The 17,563-nt window shown below is 44.9% G+C and carries 12 protein-coding genes, 1 riboswitch and 1 other annotated feature; of the genes, 9 read left to right on the forward strand and 3 right to left on the reverse strand.

Annotation, left to right across the window (positions count from 1 at the left end; all coding sequences use genetic code 11):
- The first annotated feature begins 266 nt into the window (after window positions 1–266).
- Window positions 267–818, forward strand: coding sequence for a DNA-3-methyladenine glycosylase I (locus ABUE36_RS05960; RefSeq protein ID WP_421017355.1), 552 nt, complete (start codon window positions 267–269; stop codon window positions 816–818).
- Window positions 819–889: 71 nt separating this feature from the next.
- Complete coding sequence (locus ABUE36_RS05965) at window positions 890–3,412, forward strand: excinuclease ABC subunit UvrA (protein ID WP_421017356.1); 2,523 nt, start codon at window positions 890–892, stop codon at window positions 3,410–3,412.
- Window positions 3,413–3,818: 406 nt separating this feature from the next.
- Here ABUE36_RS05965 and ABUE36_RS05970 read toward each other — a convergent pair whose 3' ends face one another.
- Window positions 3,819–4,568 carry a hypothetical protein gene (locus tag ABUE36_RS05970; protein ID WP_421017357.1) on the reverse strand — a complete coding sequence of 250 codons (750 nt, stop codon included), beginning with the start codon at window positions 4,566–4,568 and terminating at the stop codon, window positions 3,819–3,821.
- A 109-nt stretch (window positions 4,569–4,677) separates the two neighbouring features.
- Window positions 4,678–4,805: riboswitch (SMK box riboswitch) on the forward strand.
- Between ABUE36_RS05970 and metK the strand changes: the two genes are divergently transcribed.
- The 3 genes from metK (at window position 4,803) to ABUE36_RS05985 (ending at window position 8,199) form a co-directional block, all read left to right on the forward strand.
- Window positions 4,803–6,020 carry a methionine adenosyltransferase gene (metK, locus tag ABUE36_RS05975; protein WP_421017358.1) on the forward strand — a complete coding sequence of 406 codons (1,218 nt, stop codon included), beginning with the start codon at window positions 4,803–4,805 and terminating at the stop codon, window positions 6,018–6,020. Its footprint overlaps the riboswitch before it by 3 nt.
- A gap of 105 nt (window positions 6,021–6,125) precedes the next feature.
- Window positions 6,126–7,589 (forward strand): MDR family MFS transporter, encoded by a 1,464-nt coding sequence (locus ABUE36_RS05980; RefSeq protein ID WP_421017359.1) that lies wholly within the window; start codon window positions 6,126–6,128, stop codon window positions 7,587–7,589.
- A gap of 121 nt (window positions 7,590–7,710) precedes the next feature.
- Complete coding sequence (locus ABUE36_RS05985) at window positions 7,711–8,199, forward strand: MarR family winged helix-turn-helix transcriptional regulator (protein WP_035143407.1); 489 nt, start codon at window positions 7,711–7,713, stop codon at window positions 8,197–8,199.
- Window positions 8,200–8,202: 3 nt separating this feature from the next.
- Here ABUE36_RS05985 and ABUE36_RS05990 read toward each other — a convergent pair whose 3' ends face one another.
- Window positions 8,203–8,559 (reverse strand): phosphatase PAP2 family protein, encoded by a 357-nt coding sequence (locus ABUE36_RS05990; protein ID WP_421017360.1) that lies wholly within the window; start codon window positions 8,557–8,559, stop codon window positions 8,203–8,205.
- 325 nt (window positions 8,560–8,884) lie between these two features.
- Window positions 8,885–9,110: a binding site (T-box leader), on the forward strand.
- A gap of 83 nt (window positions 9,111–9,193) precedes the next feature.
- Between ABUE36_RS05990 and leuS the strand changes: the two genes are divergently transcribed.
- From leuS to ABUE36_RS06005, 3 genes are all read left to right on the forward strand, one after another.
- Entirely contained in the window at window positions 9,194–11,614 is a 2,421-nt protein-coding gene (gene leuS, locus ABUE36_RS05995) for a leucine--tRNA ligase (protein ID WP_421017361.1), read from the forward strand.
- Window positions 11,615–11,988: 374 nt separating this feature from the next.
- Window positions 11,989–14,268, forward strand: a complete 2,280-nt coding sequence (locus ABUE36_RS06000; RefSeq protein ID WP_421017362.1) for a putative polysaccharide biosynthesis protein — start codon at window positions 11,989–11,991, stop codon at window positions 14,266–14,268.
- A gap of 35 nt (window positions 14,269–14,303) precedes the next feature.
- Window positions 14,304–15,041, forward strand: coding sequence for a pseudouridine synthase (locus ABUE36_RS06005; protein WP_421017469.1), 738 nt, complete (start codon window positions 14,304–14,306; stop codon window positions 15,039–15,041).
- A gap of 63 nt (window positions 15,042–15,104) precedes the next feature.
- On the opposite strand, the gene ABUE36_RS06010 is transcribed toward ABUE36_RS06005, so the two are convergent.
- Window positions 15,105–15,947: an NAD(P)H-hydrate dehydratase gene (locus ABUE36_RS06010; RefSeq protein WP_421017470.1), complete on the reverse strand. Its 843-nt coding sequence runs from the start codon at window positions 15,945–15,947 to the stop codon at window positions 15,105–15,107.
- A gap of 145 nt (window positions 15,948–16,092) precedes the next feature.
- Between ABUE36_RS06010 and pepV the strand changes: the two genes are divergently transcribed.
- Window positions 16,093–17,508 carry a dipeptidase PepV gene (gene pepV, locus ABUE36_RS06015; RefSeq protein WP_421017363.1) on the forward strand — a complete coding sequence of 472 codons (1,416 nt, stop codon included), beginning with the start codon at window positions 16,093–16,095 and terminating at the stop codon, window positions 17,506–17,508.
- Window positions 17,509–17,563: the final 55 nt, after the last annotated feature.

The following is a 17,563-nucleotide window of genomic DNA, read 5'->3' on the forward strand; positions in this document are numbered from 1 at the left end:
TCCAGAATAAAATCCATAAGAATGTCATGGTGATGCCCCCTCAGCGTGGCTTGTTCCACTGGCAAAGGATTACGTCCCTTACTCAAACTGACGAGAAGTGTCGCCAATTAAAGCCAGTGGGTCTGCACGTTTGTTATTATTCATCTTTATTGTAACCGCTTTATTTACGGATTGATAGTTTTATCACCGTTCTTTCCGGGGTGAAGTTTAGATTGAAAAACGTATAATGAAAGTAAACTATCTATCAATAAGTGGGAGGTGTGCGAATGACAATTCGGTGTACGTGGGGTCAAGAACCAGGGTTAATGCAGACTTACCATGATCAGGAGTGGGGTAAGCCACATCGTGATGATCATGACTTGTTTGAATTAATGTGTATGGAAATGTACCAAGCGGGACTATCGTGGCGCACGGTATTAAACAAGCGCGCAGCCTTTAATGAAGATTTTGATCGTTATGACATTGAAAAGGTGACGAACATGGCCGATGCAGATTGGCAACCGTTTTTGCAGGATGCTCGAATTATCCGTAATCGAGCTAAGTTGGCTGCAACGGTAAGCAATGCGCAAGCCTTCATCAAAGTTCAAAAAGAATTTGGGAGTTTTGCACATTACTGGTGGGCCTTTGTAAACAATCAACCGCTTGTAAACAACGTGGTCACGGAAGATGATGTGCCTCCCAAGACAGCACTGTCTGTCAAAATCGCTAAGGACTTAAAGCAACGAGGCTTTAAGTTTATGGGACCAGTAGCTGTCTACGCGTTTATGCAAGCTAGTGGACTTGTGAATGATCATCTTAATGACTGTGAATTTAAATAGGTTGGCCTATTGTTGTGACATGCAAAAAGGATGACATCAAAGATAAGAGATAATATAGGAGGAGCGATTAAATGGCAATTCAACACAAAGAAACGATTCCAGATAATATTGAAGTGCGTGGTGCACGCGTCAATAATCTTAAAAATGTGAATGTTGATATTCCGTTAAATGCGTTTGTCGCCATTACCGGGAGATCGGGCTCTGGGAAGTCCTCGCTGGCGATGGGGGTATTATATGCCGAAGGGGCACGACGGTATTTAAACGCATTGTCTACATATACAAGACGGCGAATTAGTCAGGTCGGCGCGGCCAATGTTGAGTCAGTTCAATACTTGCCATCTGCATTAGCGTTGCGTCAACGACCACAGGTGCCAGGTGTTCGCTCAACAGTGGGCACAATGAGTGAGAGTTTAAATGTTTTACGATTGATGTTTTCTCGGTTAGGCTCCACGGTATGTCCAAACGGTCACCGTGTGCCACCGACCATCGAAGTGGCAGAAAATGATGGTTGGATTGTATGTCCAACATGTGGCGTTCGGTATCGTGGTCGTGGCGCTGAGGACTTTGCTTTCAATGCAGGCGGCGCGTGTCCAACATGTGGTGGGGTCGGTGAAGTTCGCCAAATCGCTGTAGATCGGCTTATTGGGGATGAGAACCTTACTATCCGTGAGGGCGCCGTGGCATCCTGGCATTTAGCCGGGCGAAACTTTATGCCGTTGGTAGCGGAAGCGGTGGGAATTCCTATCGATGTGCCTTATAAGGACCTGTCTGATGAAGCAAAGGATTTAGTGTTACATGGTAAAAAGCAGCCCTATGCCATTAACATTCCGAGTTCGAAGGGCAAAATTTTCCACATGGATAATGCAATGTATGAAAATGCCTTTAATGCCGTGGAAGATTCAATGGCTAACACGACTAATGAGCGAGCGATTGAACGGCTTAACAAGTTTTATGTGTTTGATACATGTCCAACGTGTCATGGTTCTCGTTTTAACCCAGCATTGTTAGATCAGCTTGTTGTAGGACACAATATTGCGGAAATCACCAAAATGGACTTGGATCAACTAATGAAGTTTGCGGATACAATCGTTCCTTGGTTACCCAAACGCGTTCAGCATTTGGGAACAGACCTTGTTAAAGAATTTAAAGACAGTTTGACGCCACTCACAGATTTGGGACTCAATTATCTAACGTTAGATCGCGCTGGCAACACGTTGTCGACGGGTGAATTGCAACGGATCCAATTAGGACGCACGTTGCGTAGCGAAACCACAGGCGTTTTGTATGTTCTGGATGAGCCCTCTGTCGGTTTGCATCCGGCCAATGTTACCGGACTGATTAAAGTTTTCCATCAACTAGTTGAGCAAGGAAATTCACTGGTGGTTGTGGACCATGACGTTAGTATCATCGCGGCCGCCGACTATGTTATCGAAATTGGTCCTGGCGCAGGTAAACAAGGCGGGCAGGTTGTCAATCACGGAACTGTTGCCACGATTCGTAAGCATGGGTCTTCCTTAATCGCGCCATTCTTAAATGGCACGGCACCAATTCGAGAACGGCCACAGTTGACTGATAAACAGCTTTTTGCAAAAGGCAAGTTGTCAATTGAAGTTACCAATCGTTTTAATATTAGCGATGTTAAAGCTCAATTTCCCAAGAACCGTTTGTCTGTCGTGACGGGGATGTCTGGAGCCGGGAAAACAACGCTAGTGCTAGATAGTCTAATCCCTGGGATTCTTGCGGATGTCAAACATCAACCACTGCCAAAACAGGTCAAACAGTTAGATCGTGCTAAGATCCATAATGTGGTCATGGTTGACTCTGTACCGGTGGGTAAAAATGTCCGTTCAACCGTCGCGACTTACACGAGTGTGTTAGACACTGTTCGAACTTTATTTGCTAATACCAAAGAGTCACAAGAAAAGGGGTGGACAGCCAGTCACTTTTCTTACAATTTGAATGATGGTGCCTGCCCATTATGTCATGGCACCGGCACAATAAGCATGGATGTTCAGTACCTACCAGATGTCGAGGAAGTTTGTCCTCAATGCCACGGTCAACGCTACAATCAAGAAACATTAAGTGTGAAGTGGCACGATCTTTCAATTGCTGACATTCTGGCGTTATCCGTCGATGATGCACGTAACTTGTTTGTCGATGTACCAAGCGTGTCAAATACGTTAAGTGCGCTACATGACATGGGTCTAGGTTACCTTGAACTTGGTGAAAGCACCCCAACATTGTCCGGTGGTGAAGCACAGCGTTTGAAACTGGTATCACGAATGGGCCGTCGCCAGACGGGTACGTTATTTGTCTTCGATGAACCGTCTGTGGGGCTTCATCCATTAGATATTCAGCAGCTGCTGCGGGTGTTTGATCAACTCATTAATGAGGGCGCCACGGTGATTGTGATCGAGCATGATTTGGACGTCATGGCTAACGCTGACTACATTGTGGATATGGGTCCTGAAGGTGGTACGAAGGGTGGCCAGTTGGTCGCTGCCGGTACCCCAGCTGAAGTAGCCCAAACGAAGGCCAGTGTCACGGGACAGTATCTCAAGGAAAAATTGGCTGGTGGACCAGTCACGGCTTAATTTTCAACCGACGTTTGTGGTTATCAACATTGATGTAGTTGGTGATTTCATGTAGATATCATTTAACGACTAATAAATTTTTGTAAATAGTCGGCTAAGTTGTGATAGGAGTGAAACTGACCGGAAACAGAGTTCTGTGTCGGCAACACTTGGCGGCGAGAACTTGGCCGCTTAGTGTTGCAGGATGACTTATGAGACGTGTACTTCGGCTCATAATCAAGGGTGAAAATCGCGTTTTTGGCGAGTTGAACCCGGTCCCAAGGAACGGCGTTTCCGGTCGGCGTAACGGCAGAATCCAGATTGCCAGTCATTTTAAGTTTTTTTAAACTTAAGGCGGCGTAAACAAAAGAGGAGCTTTCCGAAAAAATGGAAGGCTCCTCTTTCAATGTAATTAGCAGTCAATAAACTAAGCAAAAACTAAGATTAAATAGGTGATCAGTTCGAGCACAATGTAAACTGCGGCCGTATATTGTGCCTTTAGATTAGGATAGTTGATACTAAACCAGAACGTGATAATCACAACTGCCATCGCTAAAACACCCAGTAGTGAAAAATGGAAGAATAAAATGGCTGCGATTAACAACACACCGGTTATCGCAGTGGCAATGACACGTCGTTTGCCCTCTGTTTCAAAAATGGGCATCATGAAAAATAATTGGCAGGCCGCTAACGGAATTAGTTGGATTAAAAAGGTCATTGAAAGAAAACGGTTCTGGAAAAAGAAAATGGCGCTACTGATGGGAAAGGTTGATAGTAAGGCGTAAATGATGAGGCCCCAAATGTTTTGTAAGTTCAACCAGCGCATTTCGACCACTAACCAAAACGCTGAGAACATGAGTAACATGATCAGAATTTCTAAGTTACCACGAATGATGCCTGAGAAGGCAAGGATTAGACTGATCAAAATGGGGACGTGTGCCCATAACGATTTAAAGTTGGCCTGAAACATCAAAAAAGTTGTGAGACTCATGACGATTGTATAAGCCAATAACAGTAGTTGATTGCCATGAAAGGCAGCCTCCGTAAGTCGGCCGTAATGGATTGGAAAGCTCCACCAGATGATATTTTGAGCAATTGTGAAGATAAGTAGTGGCTGCCAGGGCATATTGTCTAAAAAACTTGTGGCATGACGTTGCTTGCGAGTTTGCGTGGGCATAAGGGCCTCCTTTCTCAAAATGAAATAATATGTTTCTATGCTAATCAACTTTTTGAACGGGGTCAACGAAATCACGTCTTTTTAACCGGTTAGTAACGTGTTACCATAAGTAAGTTATGAGTTTCGTTCCCGATAGGATAAACAGGGAACAGTTACGTCAAATTCTGATGATGTAACGGTTCTTTTTGTTTAGAGGCCTTGTAACCGGAATTTACTAGATGGGGGAAATATTATATGCAAGAACGTCATTTATTTACTTCTGAATCTGTTTCAGAGGGACATCCAGATAAAATCGCTGATCAAATTAGTGATTCAATTTTGGATGCAATTTTAGCTCAGGACCCACAAGCGCGTGTGGCCTGTGAAACATCTGTTACTACTGGGCTCGTCCTCGTGTTTGGTGAAATTTCCACCTCCGCATACGTTGATATTCAAAAAACGGTACGGGACACGATTAAGGGAATTGGCTACACTGATGCTAAGCTGGGCTTTGATGGCGACACATGTGCCGTCCTTGTCGCAATCGATGAACAGTCACCTGATATTGCCCAAGGAGTTGACGATGCTTTAGAGCGTCGTGAAGGTGATGAAGATCCACTAGACAAGATTGGTGCCGGTGACCAGGGCATGATGTTTGGCTATGCGATTGATGAAACACCTGAATTGATGCCATTGCCAATTGCTTTGAGTCATGCGTTAATGCGTAAGATTGCGCAACTACGTAAGGACGGTGTCATTGATTATTTACGGCCAGATGCTAAGGCACAAGTGACCGTTGAATACGATGACGATGGTCAACCGGTTCGTGTTGACACAGTGGTGCTTTCCACGCAGCACAACCCAGACGTTGAGCTGAACCAAATTCGTCATGATGTGGTTGAACAGGTGATCAAGGCGGTTATTCCGGCCCGTTATCTGGATGACAACACGAAGTATTTGGTTAACCCAACCGGTCGCTTTGTTATTGGTGGCCCTCAAGGGGATGCTGGTTTGACTGGTCGGAAAGTTATCGTGGACACGTACGGTGGTTTTGCTCGTCACGGTGGTGGTGCATTCTCTGGTAAGGATGCCACTAAAGTGGACCGTTCTGCTTCATATGCTGCGCGGTACATTGCTAAAAATATTGTTGCTGCCGGCATGGCTCATCGTGTTGAAGTCCAGTTGGCATATGCAATTGGTGTCGCGCAACCAGTTTCTATCTCCGTTGATACGTTCGGAACTGGCAGTGTGTCTGAACAAACGTTGACTGCGGCAATTCGGAAAGTCTTTGATTTACGTCCTGCTGGGATCATCAAGATGCTGGATCTCCAACGGCCAATTTATAAACAAACGGCTGTTTATGGTCACTTTGGCCGTCCCGACTTGGATTTGCCATGGGAAAAGACCGATAAAATTGATGCATTAAAGCAAGCTGTTGCTGACGCAGATGCTGTTGTCAACGAAAGCAAGTAGTTATTTAATTAACACAATAGCAAGACTCCCGGTGGACTGGATTACGATCACACAGACACCAGGAGTCTTTTTTTGTAAAAAACATAGCGTAAAAAGGAATACACAATGAAAAATAATAAAACCAATGTCGTATTGGTCACCATTGCACTGTTTGTAGCGACGTTTATGTCAGCGGTCGAGGGGACGATTGTGTCTACGGCGATGCCGACCATTGTTGGCGAGCTGCACGGTGTGACATTAATGAACTGGATCTTTTCAATTTATCTACTAACGAATTCGTTGGCTACGCCGATTTATGGCAAGCTGTCTGATCGGATTGGTCGTAAACCAGTATTTTTGTTCGGGCTGGCTGTGTTTACGTTTGGGTCCATGATGAGCGGTCTTTCCAACTCTATGCTGACACTGATTTTATGGCGTGCTGTGCAAGGCATTGGGGCCGGAACAATTATGCCGGTTTCCTTTACGATCATTGCCGATATTTATCCATTTGAGAAACGGGCACAAATTATGGGGCTGAATGGTTCTGCGTGGGGCATTGCCTCTGTCGTTGCACCGTTACTGGGTGGTTTTATCGTCGATCAGTTAAGTTGGCATTGGGTTTTCTTCATTAATATTCCGATTGGGCTCATTACGATGCTACTGATTGCATTGTATTTGCACGAGCCTAAGCAAGCGGCCGCTTCCAGTCCGTTAGACGTCGCAGGTAGTGTCTGGCTGTCGGTTGCCTTATTGGGGCTAATGTATGGTTTTCAAGTGGTGGGCGAACGGCACAGCAACCTTTTGATTGTTGCCATCTGTTTTATTATTGCGGCAGTTGGGTTATGGTTATTCATCCGCCAAGAACGTCGTGCCAGTGATCCGATTATCGATCTCAGTTTATTTAGCAACCGGACGTTTGTGATTCAAAATGGTGTAGCTGCACTCATTTCTGGTTTTCTGATTTGTTTTAACGTTTACATTCCGACATGGACTCAGGGATTATTAGGGCTACAGGCTGCACAGGCCGGGTTTGCGGTTACACCAAGTTCAGTGATGTGGATTGTCGGTTCGTTTATCGCGGGCCGGGTCATCGGCAAGTTACGGCCACAAAAGATTTTGTTTGCTAGTATTACAACAGTGCTAATTGGCGCAATTATCTTGGTCCTGCTCCCAGGACAAACACCATTCTGGGGATTCTTGCTAATTTCAGCAGAACTTGGTGTTGGTTTTGGGCTAACCATCACCAGTACCACGGTCACGACGCAACACTTAGTTGATCCAGCAATTATTGGAATGGCAACATCCTTCAATACACTGGCACGGAGTTTGGCGCAAACAATTATGCTGGCTGTTTATGGGATCGTGATGAACGCAACCTTAGTACATGGGGTGACAGAGCATCACAACATCAATTTACGCATGCTTAACGCATTGATTAATCCGCACACGGCGAAAAATTTGCCTGTTGCATTATTGCCAACATTGCGGCGTGTATTGGCCAGTGGTGTTCATAACGTATTCTTGGTGGCATTATTGCTAGTCATTGTTGCACTGCTGGTCAACGCCTTAGATCATCGACAAATAAGATAAAAATGTTTAATAGTTAAGTGTATCGATATTTATTTTCTGAAATTTCTCTTTTTTGATTACTCCATGGGAACAATATGTTATGCTTTCAACAGTTAAACGGATTGTTGAATTGGGTGGAAACATGACAGAAAAAAAGCAAGACTTAGAGTTAATGCAAGGCTACATTGAAGAATACTTGTTTGTGGGCAAGTATTTAAACGAATTTGCCTCCGGACCAGCGAGTGATTTTGGAATGTCGTTTGATCAATGGTTGATTTTGACCGAGATTGCGCAGGCGGAAACACTGTTAAGCGTAATGGATTTGGCTGACATGCACCGTGTTACTCGAAGCGCAATTTCCCGTCAGGTAGCGGGATTACTTAAACAAGACTATGTCTACGAAGAAGATGACATGGCCGACCGTCGTCACAAGACACTTCACTTAACGCCTAAGGGTAGTGAAGTTGAGACTAAGTTATGGGATGTTGCACAGGACCGTTTCAAAGGTTGGCTAGACGTTTTTGGTCGCGGTAAATTCCAGGAGACACTTGATTTCATTCGTGATTTCGAAGAAAAAATCGTTCAACGTGATCGTTGGGGATCACGAATCAAGAAGTCTCACGAAGGCTGATAGCTAAACATCACTTGGGAAATGAACGCCGAGGTACACACGGCTGAGACAAATGGTAATAATGAGTAACGTTAATAGTGTATTAAAAGCTGCTCGTAAATGTAATCGGTCAACGTACAGATTACACAGAATAATCAGTGAACCGTACATCAATGTGACATTCATTGAGTGACCACTAGGAAAACTAAATCCTCCAGCAGCCACCAAATGCGTGATGATCGGTCGTGGTCGTTCGACCAAGCTTTTAAGAATCGTATTTACAGCAAGGGCAAAGACGCCAACGTTAACAAAGAAGAAAACAGCGCCTTGATATTTCTTTCGCCACCATAGGCCGAGTGAAAAGACGACCATCACGATCATGGTGAATTTTACATTGCCGAGCCTTGTTATATTGCGAAAGAACCATGTTCGTTCCTCGGTCACCGGGTGGCGGACAATATGGGTGCCGAATTGATCTAGTTGATGAAGCCAGCTTGTATCCGTTATGACACCGGCCAACAGGATTAGAAAAATAATAAAACAAATAATGGCAACGAGATTTCTGACGCGCTGCCAATGTGTTTGTGACAAAACAAAGATAGTGATGACCTCCGAAGTTATTTTAAAGTCAGTATAGCATTCTAAAGTGGATGCTGACTTGTAAAGTCGCGCATATTTTGCTATGCTGTGAACAATATTTTAACAAGTAAAAGTGACGGATTAGTAGTTGTGTCGTGATCTTAAGCGAACTGACGGGTGGTGCGAGTCAGTGTTGACGGCAGAATGAACTCACCGATAATCACTAAGATGGTGAACGGCGGCATCATAACGCCAGTAGCTGTTTTCGTTTGTCAGCGTTACCGACTTTAAGTGTTTACCATAATTGTTGTGGTAAGAAGATAGGTGGTACCGCGATCCGCATCGTCCTATCGGTTGTCGTTATTGAGTTAACAGTGACGATAATCGATAGGGCGTTTTTTTATTTGTTAATTAATTTTTTCTGGGAGGGCAAAACATGCCATACGATCATACAAAAATTGAAAAAAAGTGGCAAAAATTTTGGTCAAAGAACGATACGTTCAAAACGCCAGACTTTTCCGATAAGCCAAAATATTACGCATTAGATATGTTCCCTTATCCGTCCGGTCAGGGACTGCATGTTGGTCATCCAGAAGGTTATACCGCAACGGATGCCATGAGCCGAATGAAACGGATGCAGGGATACAATGTTTTACATCCAATGGGTTGGGATGCTTTTGGGTTGCCAGCGGAACAGTATGCGCTAAAAACCGGTCATAATCCAAAAGGATTTACTGATCAAAATATCGACGTTTTCCGTAAACAGGTTAAATCACTGGGCTTTTCTTATGATTGGGATCGCGAAGTTAATACGACAGATCCTTCATACTACAAGTGGACACAGTGGATTTTTGAACAGTTGTACAAACGTGGTTTGGCCTACGAAGACGAAATCATGGTTAACTGGGCCCCTGACTTTATGGGTGGCACGGTTGTTGCTAATGAGGAAGTCGTTGATGGTAAAACAGAACGTGGTGGTTATCCCGTTTACCGTGTCCCAATGCGGCAGTGGGTGTTGAAGATTACAGCTTACGCTGACCGCTTGTTGGATGGCCTAGATGATCTTGACTGGCCTGAAAGCATCAAAGAGCAACAGCGAAATTGGATCGGTCGTTCAGAAGGTGCCAGTGTTCAGTTTGCTGTTGACGGTCACGAAGGCACGAAGATCGAAGTGTTCACTACCCGTCCTGATACGATGTTTGGTGTTTCTTATCTTGTGCTGGCGCCGGAATACGACCTTGTTGACCAGATTACAACGCCTGACCAAAAAGCAGCCGTTGATGCTTATCGCAAACAAATCGAGTCCAAGTCTGATTTGGAACGGACGGATTTGAACAAAGATAAAACTGGTGTCTTCACCGGCGCCTATGGGATTAACCCAGTTAACGGTGAACAGGTGCCAATTTGGATCGCTGATTACGTGTTGGCTTCATATGGTACTGGGGCCGTGATGGCTGTGCCAGCGCATGACCCGCGTGACTACGAATTTGCTAATAAATTCAGTTTGCCAATCAAGCCTGTTATTGAAGGCGGCGACTTGGATAAGGAAGCCTTTACTGGCGATGGTACGCACATCAACTCCGGTTTCTTGAATGGGATGGATAAGAAAACGGCCATTTCAGCAGCGATTGACTGGCTAACCGAGCATGATGCCGGTGCCAAAAAAGTCAACTACCGTTTGCGTGATTGGATTTTCAGTCGCCAACGCTACTGGGGTGAACCAATTCCAGTGATTCACTGGGATGATGGTGAAACAACCTTGGTTCCAGAAGACCAGTTGCCGTTAACACTACCTGACACAGACCAGCTTGAACCATCTGGAACTGGTGAAAGTCCACTTGCTAATATTGACGATTGGGTCAACGTTACGGATGAAAATGGCCGTCATGGTAAACGTGATACGAACACGATGCCACAGTGGGCCGGTTCATCATGGTACTTCTTGCGTTACATCGATCCACATAATGACAAAGCTTTGGCAGATCCTGAAAAATTGAAGTATTGGTTGCCTGTTGATTTGTACATCGGCGGTGCGGAACATGCCGTGCTTCACTTGCTGTATGCGCGCTTCTGGCACAAGGTTCTTTATGATCTCGGTGTTGTGCCAACAAAGGAACCATTCCACAAGCTGGTTAACCAGGGGATGATTCTTGGTGACAATCACGAAAAGATGTCAAAATCTAAGGGAAACGTTATTAATCCTGACGAAATCGTTGAAAAGTGCGGTGCTGATACGCTTCGTTTGTACGAAATGTTCATGGGCCCATTGGAAGAATCCAAGCCTTGGAGTGAAGACGGCATCAATGGTTCATACAAGTGGATTCAACGTGTTTGGCGTTTGCTGATTGATGAAAACAATCATCTGCGTGATCGTGTAACGACGATCAATGATGGCAAACTGGACAAGGTGTACAACGAAACGGTCAAGAAGGTTACGGAAGATTACGGCCGGATGCACTTTAACACAGCCATTTCTCAAATGATGGTCTTCGTTAACGAAGCTCACAAGGTGGATGATCTGCCAGTTGAGTACATGGAAGGCTTCATCAAGATGTTGTCACCGTTGGTTCCTCATGTTGCTGAAGAATTGTGGAGCTACTTCCATGAATCTGACACCATCAGTTACCAGCCTTGGCCAACTTATGATGCTAGCAAGCTGGTAGAGGCCACGATTGAAGTGGTTCTGCAGGTTAATGGTAAAGTTAAGAGTCATGCCACGGTTGATAAGGACATCAGCAAGGATGATTTGGAAAAAATTGCGATGGCTGATGAGCACATGCAAAAGGCCATTGATGGTAAAACGGTTCGTAAGACGATCGTTGTGCCAGGCAAGTTGGTTAACGTGGTTGCTAATTAGCGTGGTCTTAACGTAAATAATGTGTCACTAATTGCTTTTTTGGTGTTAAGCCAACAATTAGTGGCATTTTTTTGTTGAATTAGATGCGGCAATCTCTGTATAATCAATGGTATTACTGCGTTTTTATGTGGTGTTAGCGTTGGCTTAAAGCAACCAGTGTCAGGCAATTCAATTACACATTGGTGCTAGAACCAATAATTTGTCGGCATACTAAGTTTTCAATTTTCGACCATTAACTAAGGTTCATTAAAGCTTGGTTTAATAATGACATTTAAGGTGTTTGAAACTGCTACAACGCGGTACACTAATAGTTTAAGAAAACAATTTACGCATGTTGGAAACTATCCAAATCGAAAAAAGAATTGAGAGTTTTTATGTCAAAGGAAGATCCACAAAACGAAAATAGTCAGGCAATTCCGACTAGAAAGCAGTATCGGCGGCGCCAACGTCGTGAAGCATTATTAAGCAAACTGCACTTGCAGGGGAGCCAATCGGAAGCTTCTTCAATGGCCGAGTCAACAGCAACAGTTAGTTCTCAGAATGAATCAGTTACTGCATCCACGACGAGTCATATTGCTGACAGTGAGTTGGTGGCTGATTCGACTGCTGCAGTATCGAATATTACACAGTTGAAGTCGAGCGCACAGGGCAGACATGTTACTGACAGTGCTCAATCTGAAATTGCCGAAGAAAGCACAAGTGTAACGCCTGAGGAGGAAGCCAAACCGCAATCACACGCCCAATCAGAGACTGAACTTGAACGGGAAGTTGAGGAAGAAGAAAAACCACTGCACTTAGTTTCGAGTCGCTGGGCGGCATATCCCGATTCAACAGCAGAGTCTGCTATGACCAGTGCCGACGAAGAGGCGGCCATCAAACGTAGTGCTGAAGCTGACCCTTCCCAAACGGTCCCATTAGAACGGACCATTCCAGTTACACATGAAGAAGCGACATCTGGCGAACCGAGAAACGATAATAGCGACAGTGAAGATCTTGGTGAGATTGTTGAACGCCCGGGATTTGAATCGGGAGCCGTATCTGACCAAGAGCAGATTCTGCGTGGTACAGGATGGATGACGGCAGCCAGCATCACATCGCGAGTATTAGGCGCGTTGTACATTATCCCGTGGGTTGCTTGGTTTGGCACATTTTACAATCAGGCCAATGCGCTGTTTTCAAAGGGATATAACGTATACTCCATTGTCTTAATGATTTCTACTGCTGGGATACCAGCAGCCATTTCTAAGTTGATTGCCCACTATAATGCTTTGAATGAGTATGGGGTCGGGTATCGTTTGTTCAAACGTGGCTTATTATTATCACTGGTTACAGGCTTAGTGGCTGCTATATTACTGTGGTTTATGGCACCAACGCAATCACTAACTACAGGCGATCCAAACGTCATTCCAGTATTACGGTCATTGACCCTTGCGGTGTTTGTTTTCCCAACATTATCGATGATGCGGGGGATGTTCCAGGGTTACCACATGATGGCACCGAGTGCGATTTCTCAGTTTGTAGAACAAGTCGTACGAGTCATTTATATGTTATTAACGGCCTATCTGATTATGCAGGTTGGGTCGGCACCGGCGCACAACTGGCCACGTGCTGTTGTCCAGTCGACATTTGCGGCAGGGCTGGGTGCTGTTGCTGGTATTGCCGTATTAATTTATGAAATGTGGCGTCATCGTCAGTATTTCCATAATAAGATTGAAAACGCCAAAGGCGGCTTGGTCATTACAACTGGCCAACTGCTAAAACAGATTATCTGGCAGGCAATTCCATTTACCATTGTGCCAAGTGCCATTGCTATCTATCAATTATTTGACCAGGTCACGTTCTTTAGAATCATGCACGTGACTTCAAACTTAAGCTATGCCGTTCAAAACACGCTGTATGCTTACTTTGACTTCAATGCCAACAAAATCATCATGATTACGGTGTCATTAGCTTCCGCGTTAGCAGCCACTGCAATCCCGATGTTAACTGAAGCTCATACGCTAAAGGATAGTGCTTCAACTAGTCGGCAGATCAACTTTACGTTAGAACTATTCAGTTTCATCATGATTCCATCTGCTTTGGGAATGGCTGCTATTTCTGTGCCACTCTACACATTCTTTTACCATTACTCCCTAGCTGGTTCATTAATTCTTGAATTTTCATCGTATTTATCTGTTTTATTTGGTTTATTCACAGTGCTGTCGACAGTTATGCAGGGTGTTGATCAAAATAAAGCAGTGATCTGGTATATGGTGGTTGGCTTGATTGTCAAAATGGTACTCCAATTTCCATTGGTCGCATTGGCACAACCATTAGGACCGTTGGCTGCGACGTTAATTGGTTTCACTGTTTCCAGTGTACTGATCTTACGGAATTTAAACCGTCATTTTGATATCGACTGGGATGGCCTTTTACATCGACTCAATCAAATTATTGTGTTCTCGTTAGTTACGTATATTGTGGCACGATTATCTGTTTGGGGCATCGATCATGTCATGGATACACAGTTCAAAGTAACGGCGTTCATTGAATTGTTGATTTCCGTTATTCTCGGCGGGGGTGCATATGCCTACCTTAGTTTGCGGTTTAGACTGGCAGACAAGATGCTTGGTAGCCGGGTGGAACGAATTCGCACGCGTTTTCACATTAAATAAGTTATGGTTTCGGAGGTAACACTGTGTCCAAAGGCATTCGCTTAGATAAATACTTGAAAGAAATGCGGGTGACAACGCGTAGTGAAGCGCACACGCTTATCCGTGATGGACACGTTGAAGTTAATGGGAATGTCGCTAAACAAGCACGTCAGTCAATCGACCCGGATCATGATACTGTTTTAGTCGGTGGACAGGCTGTTGTTTATCAACGGTATTTTTACTTTTTGTTGAATAAACCTGTCGCAGTGGTTACAGCGACCACGGATAAGACTGCGCAAACAGTGATGGATCTGTTTAATAAAGCCGACTATCGTGATGATCTGTTCCCCGTCGGACGTTTGGATAAAGATACAACTGGGGCATTGCTGATCACGAATAACGGTGAGTTAGGGCATCGGTTGACCAATCCCAAACATCACGTGACGAAAGTTTATCAGGCCATTGTGACTGGTACGCTGACTGAAGATGATGTTGCGCAAGTTGCAGCGGGCGTTACGTTAAAAGACGGTACGGTGTTGAAACCGGCTGCTATGAAATTGGGCGCATATGACTCAGTATTGGATCAAACAACGATTCAGCTTACCTTGACAGAAGGCAAGTACCATCAGGTCAAACGGATGGTTGGTAGCTTTGGACAACGGGTCGTACGGCTGGAGCGCTTATCATTTGGTCCACTTAAACTGTCCACAGGATTGTTGCCCGGCCATTATCGGGCACTATCAGAGGAAGAAGTTAACGCGCTTAAGGTAGCGGCTGACCTCACTCAGGATTAAATCAATAAAAATGAGCATCACTTTGACCTGCCAAAAATTGGCGGGGTGAGTGATGCTCATTTTTTATATTTTAGTAGATTGGGGCAATGAATATTGTTTCATATACCAAGGAATTTCTTCGCTGATTTGTGTGGGTAAAACAACGTATGCATTATGCGCCAAGTCGTCAGCAATCTGGCTATGAATATAAACGGCCGACAAGACAGCGTTAAGTTGGTCAGAGAATTGAGCGGTGAAGCCACCAATCATGCCAGCCAGAGTGTCACCCATTCCACCAGTAGCCATTGCAGGCGTGCCGCCAGGATTCTCAAAAATTTGGTGATCAGCGTAGACTTGAGTATGGTGTTTTTTAAGGACAACAATGCCGCCAAGTTTTGCGACAGCTTGTTGATTATTGTCTGGTGTTTGATCCTTGATTGCGATACCGGATAACCGTTGCCATTCCATTTCGTGAGGGGTGAACACAAGTTTAGCATTTGGCAATGGCAGATCGTGTTTGGCCACTAAATCGATGGCAGAACCGTCAATTGTGAGCGATTGCTGTGGTTGAACGGTCGCAAACACGCGTCTAAGGGCAGTTAACCCTGCTTCATCTGAACCGAGTCCAGGGCCGACAACGATACTGTTGGCGCTACTGATCAATTCGGTTAGCGTTGCTTCATCGTGAAAATCGGTCACCATTGCTTCTGGCATACGGGCGTGTAATGCCGTGATATTAACGGAATCGGTCAACGTTGTGGTCAAGCCAGCGCCGGAATAGATGCCAGCAGTTGTCGCCATGATGATGGCGCCGCCAAATTGGGCATTACCGCCGACTAAAGTTAGCCTGCCATATGTGCCCTTATGGCTATTTTCAGGACGTGGCCGAATTGTTTGACGTAAAATTGTTTCTGTTATTGGTTGAATGGACATAAGCAACCTCCTTGGTCCGCTTTCATAAAGTATAGCATGTCCTGACAAAACAGCGGGCTAAAACAGGAGCCGTAAGAGGGTGGATATGCTAGACTATAACTAGTGTTTCAACCTTAATGAAGAAACGGAGAGACGATGCATGACTGATTGGAAAGCAGAAGTTGATAAACGAAAAGCGGATCTAATGACGGATCTACAAACGATGTTGGAAGTGCCCAGCGTTCGTGATGACAGCAAGGCCACTGATGATGCACCTTTAGGCCCTGGTCCTAAGGCCGGTTTGGAAACATTCTTGGGCATTGCTAAACGTGACGGCTTCCGCGTTAAGAATATTGATAACGTTGTTGGTTACGTTGAACTTGGTGATCCTGATGCAAAAGAAACATTGGCCGTTTTAGCACACGTGGACGAAATGCCTGCTGGAACAGGTTGGGATACCGATCCATTTACACCAACCATAAAAGATGGTAAGTTATTTGCCCGTGGTGCGTCTGACGACAAGGGACCTGGAATGGCCGCTTACTACGGTTTGAAGATTGTTTCTGAATTAGGTTTGCCACTCAAACGTAAAATCCGTTTCATTGTCGGTACAGATGAAGAATCAGATTGGACGGGGATGACTCGTTACTTTGAAGTTGAACCAGCGCCAACACTTGGTTTTTCTCCTGACGCAGAATTCCCAATTATCAATGGTGAAAAAGGGAACATCACGCTGAAAGCTAGTTTTGATGGTGATCAAAATGTGGATACAGTGAACACGTTAGTTTCGTTTGCCTCTGGTGAACGTGATAACATGGTGCCTGCTGAAGCTGATGCTGTTGTGACCAGCAGTGACAATGAAGCATTTGTTGCTGCTTTCACTGCCTTTTTGGATAAAGCACCAGTTACCGGTGAAGTCACCACTGATGGCGATGGCATTCATTTGCATGTTGATGGGAAAGCTTCACATGGCGCATTGCCTGAAAACGGGATCAATGCCGGAACTTATCTAGGCGCCTTCTTAGCGACGCAAACATTTGATGGCGCGGCAGCTAACTTCGTTCAATTTATTGCAGATGATGTTCACGACGACACTGTTGGCGCGCATTTAGGAGTTAAGATTACTGATGACGTGATGGGTGCGTTGTCCATGAATATTGGGATTATGAACTTTAAGGATAATCATGGTGAAGTAACCCTGAACTTCCGTTATCCAAAGAATACGTCTGCAGAGGAAATCACGGCTGCTGTTGTCAAGGGTGCCGAAATGCATCATGGAACAGCGGTTGCTGGACGCGCGATGGAACCACATTACGTTTCTCCAGAAGATCCCATTGTAAAGACGTTGCTCAATGTTTACCATGATCAAACCGGTTTGCCAGCTAAAGAAGAAGTTGTGGGCGGCGGTACTTATGGTCGTTTGATGAAACGTGGGGTTGCATTTGGGGCAATGTTCCCAGGCGTTCAAGACACGATGCATCAGCCAAACGAATTTATTCCAGTTGAGGATATCTACCGTGCTTCAGCGATTTATGCGCAATCAATTGCTGAATTGGCCGCTCAAACGGATGACTAATTAGCGTTTCACATAAGTAATAAAAATACCGACCAGAAAGTTGAAATCTTTCTTG

Source organism: Furfurilactobacillus cerevisiae, from assembly GCF_048961765.1.
GTDB lineage: Bacteria > Bacillota > Bacilli > Lactobacillales > Lactobacillaceae > Furfurilactobacillus > Furfurilactobacillus milii_A.